The sequence below is a fragment of the Mycolicibacterium arseniciresistens genome, assembly GCF_030519285.1.
Classification (GTDB): domain Bacteria; phylum Actinomycetota; class Actinomycetes; order Mycobacteriales; family Mycobacteriaceae; genus Mycobacterium; species Mycobacterium arseniciresistens.
In genome coordinates, this window is record NZ_JAUMSQ010000310.1 from 1 (window position 1) to 8,751 (window position 8,751).

Below are 8,751 nucleotides of genomic sequence, written 5' to 3' on the forward strand. Positions count from 1 at the left end.
CGCACTCCCAACTAGGAAGTGTTGCAATCACTCCTTGAACCCAAGGCGGAAAACGTGTCAACAACCGTGGTCTCGGCGGGCTCGGCGGTCAGGAAGCTGTCAGCGAAGCGGCGTAGCCTCACCCGCGTGCGCACCGACGACGACTCCTGGGACATCACCACCTCCGTCGGCTCCACGGCGCTGTTCGTCGCCGCGTCGCGGGCGCTGGAGGCGAAGAAGGCCGAGCCGCTCGCCGTCGATCCCTACGCCGAGGTGTTCTGCCGCGCGGCGGGCGGTGACTGGTCCGCCCTGCTGGACGGCAAGGCACCTGACCACCCGCTCGCCTCGGAGTTCGGCGCAGCATTCGTCGACTTCCAGGGCGCGCGCACCCGCTACTTCGACACCTACTTCACCGCCGCCGCCGAAGCCGATGTGCGACAGGTGGTCCTGGTCGCGGCGGGCCTGGACTCGCGGGCCTACCGGCTGCCGTGGCGGGACGGCACCGTCGTCTACGAGCTCGACCAGCCGCAGGTGTTGCAGTTCAAGCGGGAGGTCCTCGCCGCCCACGGTGACGCCCCGCGTGCCGACCGCCGCGAGGTGGCGGTCGACCTGCGCGGCGACTGGCCTGCCGCGCTGACCGACGGCGGGTTCGACCCCGCGGCGCCGTCGGCGTGGCTCGCCGAAGGGCTGCTGATGTACCTGCCCGCCACCGCGCAGGACCAGTTGTTCTCCGGCATCGACACGCTCGCCGCGGCGGGCAGCCGCGTCGCGGTCGAGGAGGCGACGCCGATGCCCCCGGCGGTGTTCGAGGCAAAGCGCGCCGAGGAGCGGGCAGCGGGCGGGGACAACGCGTTCTTCACGCTGATCTACAACGAACAACACGCGGCCGCCCAGGACTGGTTCATGGCCCGCGGATGGACCGCCGACACCACCCGCCTCGCCGACTACCTGCGGCGAGTCGGCCGGCCGGTTCCGGCGGCCGACACCGAGGCGGGTCCGATGTTCCAGACAATCTCCCTGGTCAGCGCCGTCAAACGGTGACCGGGCTCACGTTTGCGGGCGAGACCGTGAGTCTCGACAGTGAGGCTAGGTAATGCTAACTTCAGCAAAAGTTAGCTTTGCCTACATAAGGGGAGAAAACGGGGGCTGCCCGGTGACGGGGTTCGCTTCCCGTGCACAGACATGGGTAATGACACGCTTGCCGCTCTCTCGCACGGAGCGCCCCGAATCGACCGCGACGTGGTCAGCCGGTTCGCCACCTGCTGCCGGGCGCTCGGCCTCTCGGTCAACGACCGCCAACGTCCCGCAGACCTGACCGCCGCGCGGTCGGGCTTCGCCGCGCTCGCCCACGTCGCGCACGACCACTGCGATGCCTGGACCGGTCTCGCCGCCGCGGGCGATGTCTCCGGGCATGTCATCGAATCCATCTGGCGCACCAGGCGCTCGGCGGGTCTGCTGCAGCGCGAGATCGACCTCGCGCCCGGCGCGCTGGCGTTCACCTATGACACCGGCCTGTACCTGCAGTTCCGGGCCTCGGACCCTGATGACTTCCAATTGGCTTGGGCGGCAACGCTGGCCGACAACGAGGCGTACGCCGACGCCGACGAGCTGGTGGGCGAACTGCTCGACCGCCGGCCGGGCTGGGTACAGGCCCGATGGGTGCGGGTGGCGATCAACTACCGGGCCGAACGATGGTCCGACGTGGTGCGGCTGCTGACCCCGGTGGTCAACGACACCACACAGGACGAGACGTTCTCGCACGCCGCGCGGATCGCGCTGGGCATCTCACTGGCCCGGATCGGCATGTTCTCCCCGGCGTTGTCCTATCTCGAGCAGCCGGCGGGCCCCGTCGCGGTGGCCGCCGTGGACGGCGCGCTGGCCAAGGCGCTGGTGCTGCGCGCCGAAGGGGAGGACGAGGACGCCGCCGACGTGCTGCAGGAGCTCTATGCCGCGAACCCGGAGAACGCGCAGGTCGAAACGGCGCTGACGGACAAGACATTCGGCATCCCGACCACCACCGCCGCCCGGATCGAGGCGCGCAGCAACCCGTGGGATCCGGCCACCGAACCCGGCGAGGCCGACTTCATCGACCCGGGTGCCCAGGACCGCAAGTCGCACCTGCTGGTCGAGGCCGAGGCCGAACTCGCGGAGTTCATCGGCCTCGAGGAGGTCAAGTACCAGGTCGCCAGGCTGAAGAGCTCGGTGGCCATGTCGCTGCGCCGCCAGGAGCGCGGGCTCACCGTCGCCCAGCGCACCAACCACCTGGTGTTCGCCGGCCCACCCGGAACCGGTAAGACGACCATCGCCCGGGTGGTCGCCAAGATCTACTGCGGACTCGGCCTGCTGCGCAAGGAGACCGTCCGCGAGGTGCACCGCGCCGACCTCATCGGCCAGCACATCGGTGAGACCGAGGCCAAGACCAACGCGATCATCGACAGTGCGCTCGACGGCGTGCTGTTCCTCGACGAGGCCTACGCGCTGGTGTCCACCGGCGCCAAGAACGACTTCGGGCTCGTCGCGATCGACACGCTGCTGGCCCGGATGGAGAACGACCGCGACCGGCTCGTGGTGATCGTCGCCGGCTACCGCAAGGACCTCGACAACTTCCTCGACACCAACGAGGGCCTGCGTTCCCGATTCACCCGCAGCATCGACTTCCCGTCCTACTCGGGCGCCGAGCTCGTCGAGATCGCGATGCGGATGGCCGAGAAGCGCGACAGCGTGTTCGAGAAGGCCGCGCACGACCACATGGAGGACCTGTTCGAGAAGCTCGCGCGGTCCACCACGCCCGACGCCAACGGCGTGGACCGGCGCAGCCTCGACATCGCAGGCAACGGCCGTTTCGTGCGCAACCTGGTCGAGCGTTCGGAGGAGGAGCGGGAGTACCGCCTCGACCACTCCGACGTCGACGACTTCACCGACGAGGAATTGATGACCATCACCGCCGACGATGTGCGTAGCTCCGCCGTGCCGCTGCTCAAGGGGCTCGGTCTGACCGTGCCGGAACTGTCGGTGCAGGCATGACCTCTCCCAATTCCCGTGGCGCTTCGCGCTTGCCCTCCGACCCTGAGGACCGGCGCTCCTTCACCTCCCGGACCCCGGCCAACGAGAATCCCGACCGCGTCGAGTACCGCCGCGGCTTCGTCACCCGCCATCAGGTGTCCGGCTGGCGATTCGTCATGCGCCGCATCGCCTCCGGCGTCGCGCTGCACGACACCCGCATGCTGGTCGACCCGCTGCGCACCCAGAGCCGCGCCGTGATCACCGGCGCCCTCATCGTGGTCACCGGCCTGATCGGCTGCTTCCTGTTCTCCTTCATCCGGCCGTCCGGATCGGCGGGCACGGACTCGATCCTCGCCGACCGCTCGACTGCCGCGCTCTACGTCAAGGTCGGCGAGCAGCTGCACCCGGTGCTCAACCTGACCTCGGCCCGGCTCATCGCGGGCCGTGCGGACAACCCCACCACCGTCAAGACCAGTGAGATCGACCAGTTCCCCCGCGGCAATCTGATCGGCATCCCCGGCGCACCGGAACGCATGGTGCAGAGCACCGACGCGGACGCGGACTGGACCGTGTGCGACGCGGTCGCAGGACCGGACACCGGCGTCACCGTGATCGCCGGCGCCACCGGGTCGGGCGGTGAGCGCGCGGCGACGCTGGCCGCGGACCAGGCCGTGCTGGTGCAGGACACCGAGGGCACCAACGCCGGCACCTGGCTGCTGTGGGACGGCAGGCGCAGCCCGGTCGACCTGGCCAACCGCGCCGTGACCGACGCACTCGGCTTCGGCGGCGACATCCCGTCGCCGCGCCCGATCGCCGCTGGCCTGTTCAACGCCATCCCCGAGGCTCCGGCGCTCGCCGCGCCGCCGATCGCGGGCGCCGGTGCGCCGCCGCAGTTCCCGCTGTCGGCCCAGGTCCCCGTCGGCGCCGTGGTCGCGGCGTTCGAGGCGGACAACTCGATCCGCTACTACGCCGTGCTGTCCGACGGCCTTCAGCCGGTGTCGCCGGTGCTGGCGGGCATCCTGCGCAACACCAACTCCTACGGCCTGGCCCAGGCGCCGAGGCTGGGCGCCGACGAGGTGGCCCGCATGCCGGTCGCACGCGGCATCGACACCGCCGCGTACCCCGACTCCACGGTCGATCTGGTGGACACCTCCGCCGACCCCGTCACCTGCGCGCGGTGGACGAAACCGGAAGGCGCCGCGGAGAGTTCGCTGGCCCTGCTGTCCGGCGCCACCCTGCCGCTGCCCGAGAACCAGCGCACGCTCACCCTGGTCGGTGCGGGCAGTGGCACGACGGCGAACCGGGTGGCGATCGCCCCCGGCAGCGGATACTTCGTGCAGACCGTCGGGCAGGCCCCGGGCTCACCGACCGCCGGGTCCCTGTTCTGGATCAGTGACACCGGCGTCCGCTACGGCATCGACACCGGCGCCGACGACGACGCGGTCGCCGCGCTGGGCCTGAGCTCCCCGCCGCTGCCCGTCCCGTGGTCCGTCCTGGCGCAGTTCGCCGCGGGCCCGACCCTGTCCCGCAGTGACGCGCTGCTCGCGCACGACACCCTGCTGCCCGACCCGAGCCCCGCGCGACTGGAGAACCGATGAGCCGCTTGATCTTCGAGGCCCACCGGCGGCTTCCGCAGCCGACCACCCGCAAGGGCACCATCACGATCGAACCGCCGCCCGAACTGCCGCGGCTGGTGCCGCCGTCGCTTCTGCGCCGGGTGCTGCCGTACCTGATCGTGATCCTGATCGTCGGCATGATCGTCGCGCTCGTCGCGACCGGCATGCGGCTGATCTCGCCGCAGATCCTGTTCTTCCCGTTCGTGCTGCTGTTGGCCGCCACCGCGCTCTACCGCGGCTCGGACAACAAGATGCGCACCGAGGAGGTCGATGCCGAACGCGCCGACTACCTGCGCTACCTGTCGGTGGTCCGCGACAACGTCCGCGCACACGCCGCCGAACAGCTTGCGGCACTGGAGTGGTCGCATCCCGACCCCGACGTGCTGGCCACCATCCCCGGCACCCGCAGGCAGTGGGAGCGCGATCCGCGGGACAACGACTTCCTGGTGCTGCGGGCGGGCCTGCACGACACGCCGCTCAACGCGACGCTGCGGGTGAAGGACACCGCCGACGAGATCGACCTGGAGCCGGTGTCGCACAGCACCTTGCGTGGGCTGCTCGACGTGCAGCGCACGGTCCGCGATGCCCCGGCGGGCATCGACATCGCCAAGCTGGCCCGCATCACGGTGTTCGGTGAGGCCGCCGACGTGCGCGCCGCGGTGCGCGCATGGCTGGCCCAGGCGGTCACCTGGCACGATCCGGCCGTGCTCGGGGTCGCTCTCGCGTCACCCGACGTAGACGATGACGACTGGTCCTGGCTGAAGTGGCTGCCGCACGTCGACGTCCCGGGTGAGGCCGACGGCGTCGGCCCGGCGCGCTACCTGACCACCACCGCAGGCGAACTGCGGCAACTGCTCGGTCCGGCATTGGCCGGCCGGGATGCGTTCCCTGGCAGCAACGACGGTGCACTCAAGCACCTGCTGATCGTGGTCGACGATCCGGAGGCCGACCTCGACGCGATCGTGCGGCGGCCCGGCCTGGCCGGCGTCACCGTCATCCACCGCACCACCACGCCGCCGAACCGCGAGCAGTACCCCGACCCCGAGCGGCCGATCCTGAAGGTCGCCGACGGCCGGATCGAGCGGTGGCTGAGCGGCGGCTGGCAGCCCTTCGTCGACGTCGCCGACGGCATCGGCGCCGACGACTGCCGCCACATCGCGCGGCGGTTGTCCCGCTGGGACTCCAACCCCAACCACGCCCGGTCGACGACCACCGGTGGCTCCACGTTCACCACGCTGCTCGGCATCCCCGACGCGTCCGCACTCGACGTGGCCGCGTTGTGGGCGCCGCGCAACCGCGACGACGAACTGCGGGTGCCGATCGGTGTCACCGCCACCGGCGAACCGCTGTACTTCGACCTCAAGGACGAGGCCGAGGGCGGCATGGGTCCGCACGGCCTGATGATCGGCATGACCGGTTCGGGCAAGTCGCAGACCCTGATGTCGATCCTGTTGTCGCTGTTGACCACTCACTCGGCCGAACGGCTGATCGTCATCTACGCCGACTTCAAGGGCGAGGCGGGCGCCGACATCTTCCGCGACTTCCCGCAGGTCGTCGCCGTCATCTCGAACATGGCCGAGAAGAAGTCGCTGGCCGACCGGTTCGCCGACACCCTGCGCGGAGAGGTGGCCCGGCGCGAGCAGCTGCTCAAGGAGTCCGGCAGGCGTGTGCAGGGCAGCGCGTTCAACTCCGTCACCGAGTACGAGGCCGCCATCGCGGCAGGGCACGACCTGCCGCCGATGCCGACGCTGTTCGTGGTGGCGGACGAGTTCACGCTGATGCTCGCCGACCACCCCGAGTACGCCGACCTGTTCGACTACGTCGCCCGCAAGGGCCGGTCGTTCCGGATCCACATCCTCTTCGCGTCGCAGACACTGGACGTGGGCCGGATCAAGGACATCGACAAGAACACGTCGTACCGCATCGGTCTGAAGGTGGCCAGTCCCAGCGTGTCCCGCCAGATCATCGGGGTGGAGGACGCGTACCACATCGAATCGGGCCGCGAACACAAGGGCGAGGGTTTCCTGGTGCCCGCCCCCGGCGCGGTGCCGGTCAAGTTCCGCAGCACCTACGTCGACGGCATCTACGAGCCGCCGCGGGTGGAGAAGGCCATCGTGGTGCGGGCGCTGCCGCAGCCGCAGGAGTTCACCGCGACGCGGGTGGAGCCCGAGCCCGACACCATCATCCCGTCCGCGGACGCCGACGTCGAGGTGCTGCCGCCGCGCAAGCTGATCGCCACGATCGGTGAGCAACTGGCGCAGTACGGCCCGAAGGCGCCGCCGCTGTGGCCGCCCCCGCTCGAGGACTCGATTCCGCTGCTCGACCTGCTCCAACGGTCCGGAGTGAACGCCCGGCAGTGGCGCTGGCCGCTGGGCGAGATCGACCGGCCGTTCGAGATGCGGCGCGACGCACTGATGTTCGACGCCAACTCGGCGGCCGGGAACATGGTGATCCACGGTGGGCCCAAGTCGGGCAAGTCGACGGCGCTGCAGACGTTCATGCTGTCGGCCGCCGCGCTGCACTCACCGCGCGACGTGACGTTCTACTGCTTGGATTACGGCGGCGGGCAGCTGCGTCCGATGGCCGAGCTGGCCCATGTGGGCAGCGTCGCCACTCCGCTGGAGCCCGAACGCATCCGGCGCACCTTCGGCGAGCTGGAGCAGCTGCTGCGGGCACGCCAGGAGCGGGGTGCGGACTTCAGGGACGACGGCTACGGCGAAGTGTTCCTGGTGATCGACAATCTGTACGCGTTCAGTCGGGACAACACCGACACGTTCAACACCCGGAACCCGCTGCTCGCCAGGGTGACCGAGCTGGTGAACAGTGGACTGGCCTACGGAATCCACGTCGTGATCACCACGCCGAACTGGCTGGAGGTGCCGTTGAACATGCGCGACGGCCTCGGCCTTCGACTGGAACTCAAGCTGCACGACGCCCGCGACAGCAACGTGCGGATCGTCGGTGGGCTGCGCAGGCCCGCCGAGAGCGTGCCGGCGGATCAGCCCGGTCGCGGCCTGACGATGGCGGCCGAGCACTTCCTGATCGCCGCCCCGCCGCTGGATGTGATCCGCGCGATCAACAACCGGCACCCGGACGTCACCGCGCCGCGGGTGCGGCTGCTGCCGACCGACCTGCGACCCGAAGTGCTTGCCCCGCTTTACACGCCGCCCGAACGGGTGGTCATCGGCCAGCGGGAACAGGACCTCGCACCGGTCACGCTGGACTTCGAGCGCAACCCGCTGCTCATGGTCTTCGGTGACGCCAGGGCGGGCAAGACCACCCTGCTGCGGCACCTGATCCGCACCGTCCGGGAGAACTCGCGGCAGGACGACGTCGCGTTCACGGTCATCGACCGGCGGCTGCACCTCGTCGACGAGCCGCTGTTCCCGGACAACGAGTACACGCCGAACATCGACCGGATCACCCCGGCGATGCTCGGGCTGGCCGCGCTGATCGAGAAGCGCCGCCCGCCCGCAGGTCTCACGCCCCAGCAGTTGAGCAGCTGGGGATATCAGGGCCACACGCACTACCTGATCATCGACGACGTCGACCAGATCCCGGACAGCCCGGCGGTCAGCGGACCCTACGTGGGCCAGCGGCCGTGGACGCCGCTGCTCGGCCTGCTCGGCCAGGCCGGTGACCTCGGCCTGCGGGTGATCGTCACGGCGCGGGCCACCGGTTCGGCGCACGCGATCATGACGGCGCCGTTGCTGCGCAGGCTCAACGACCTGCAGGCAACGACGCTGTTGCTGTCCGGAAATCCGCAGGACAGCGGTAAGATTCGCGGCCACAGGTTCAACCGGCTGCCCGCCGGCCGCGGCATGTTGCTGGACGACGGCGACCTCCCGACCTTCGTGCAGCTCGTCAATCCACTCGTCGGCGAGGCCGCCACCCAGGGCGGCCGAGGGACGGACAGCAACGGAAAGGAATACAGCTGATGACGCTTCGTGTCGTTCCCGAGGGACTGACCGCGGCCAGTGCCGCGGTCGAGGGTCTGACCGCGCGGCTGGCGGCGGCGCACGCCGCGGCCGCACCCGCGGTGACCGCGGTGCTGCCGCCAGGAGCCGATGTGGTGTCGCTGCAGACCGCGGCGGGCTTCAGCGCGCACGGCAACCAGCACGCCGCGACCGCCGCGCTCGGCGTCGAAGAGCTC

The 8,751-nt window shown here is 70.2% G+C and carries 5 protein-coding genes; all 5 read left to right on the forward strand.

The features are described from left to right. Nucleotides 1–126: 126 nt before the first annotated feature. Nucleotides 127–1,020 (forward strand): class I SAM-dependent methyltransferase, encoded by an 894-nt coding sequence (locus Q2100_RS26735; protein ID WP_302916496.1) that lies wholly within the window; start codon nucleotides 127–129, stop codon nucleotides 1,018–1,020. A gap of 141 nt (nucleotides 1,021–1,161) precedes the next feature. Further along, nucleotides 1,162–3,003 carry a type VII secretion AAA-ATPase EccA gene (eccA, locus tag Q2100_RS26740; RefSeq protein WP_264014714.1) on the forward strand — a complete coding sequence of 614 codons (1,842 nt, stop codon included), beginning with the start codon at nucleotides 1,162–1,164 and terminating at the stop codon, nucleotides 3,001–3,003. 29 nt (nucleotides 3,004–3,032) lie between these two features. After that, nucleotides 3,033–4,580, forward strand: a complete 1,548-nt coding sequence (gene eccB / locus Q2100_RS26745) for a type VII secretion protein EccB (protein ID WP_302916497.1) — start codon at nucleotides 3,033–3,035, stop codon at nucleotides 4,578–4,580. Further along, nucleotides 4,577–8,536 carry a type VII secretion protein EccCa gene (gene eccCa, locus Q2100_RS26750; protein WP_302916498.1) on the forward strand — a complete coding sequence of 1,320 codons (3,960 nt, stop codon included), beginning with the start codon at nucleotides 4,577–4,579 and terminating at the stop codon, nucleotides 8,534–8,536. The genes eccB and eccCa overlap by 4 nt, the downstream gene beginning before the upstream one ends. After that, on the forward strand, nucleotides 8,536–8,751 hold a 216-nt coding region (locus Q2100_RS26755), incomplete at its 3' end, for a PE family protein (protein WP_302916499.1). The genes eccCa and Q2100_RS26755, both read left to right, overlap by 1 nt.

Bases quoted from the DNA above. Each gene is read 5' to 3' on its own strand.
- eccA (WP_264014714.1), top strand. From the start codon at position 1,162: ATGGGTAATGACACGCTTGCCGCTCTCTCGCACGGAGCGCCCCGAATC.
- eccCa (WP_302916498.1), top strand. From the start codon at position 4,577: ATGAGCCGCTTGATCTTCGAGGCCCACCGGCGGCTTCCGCAGCCGACC.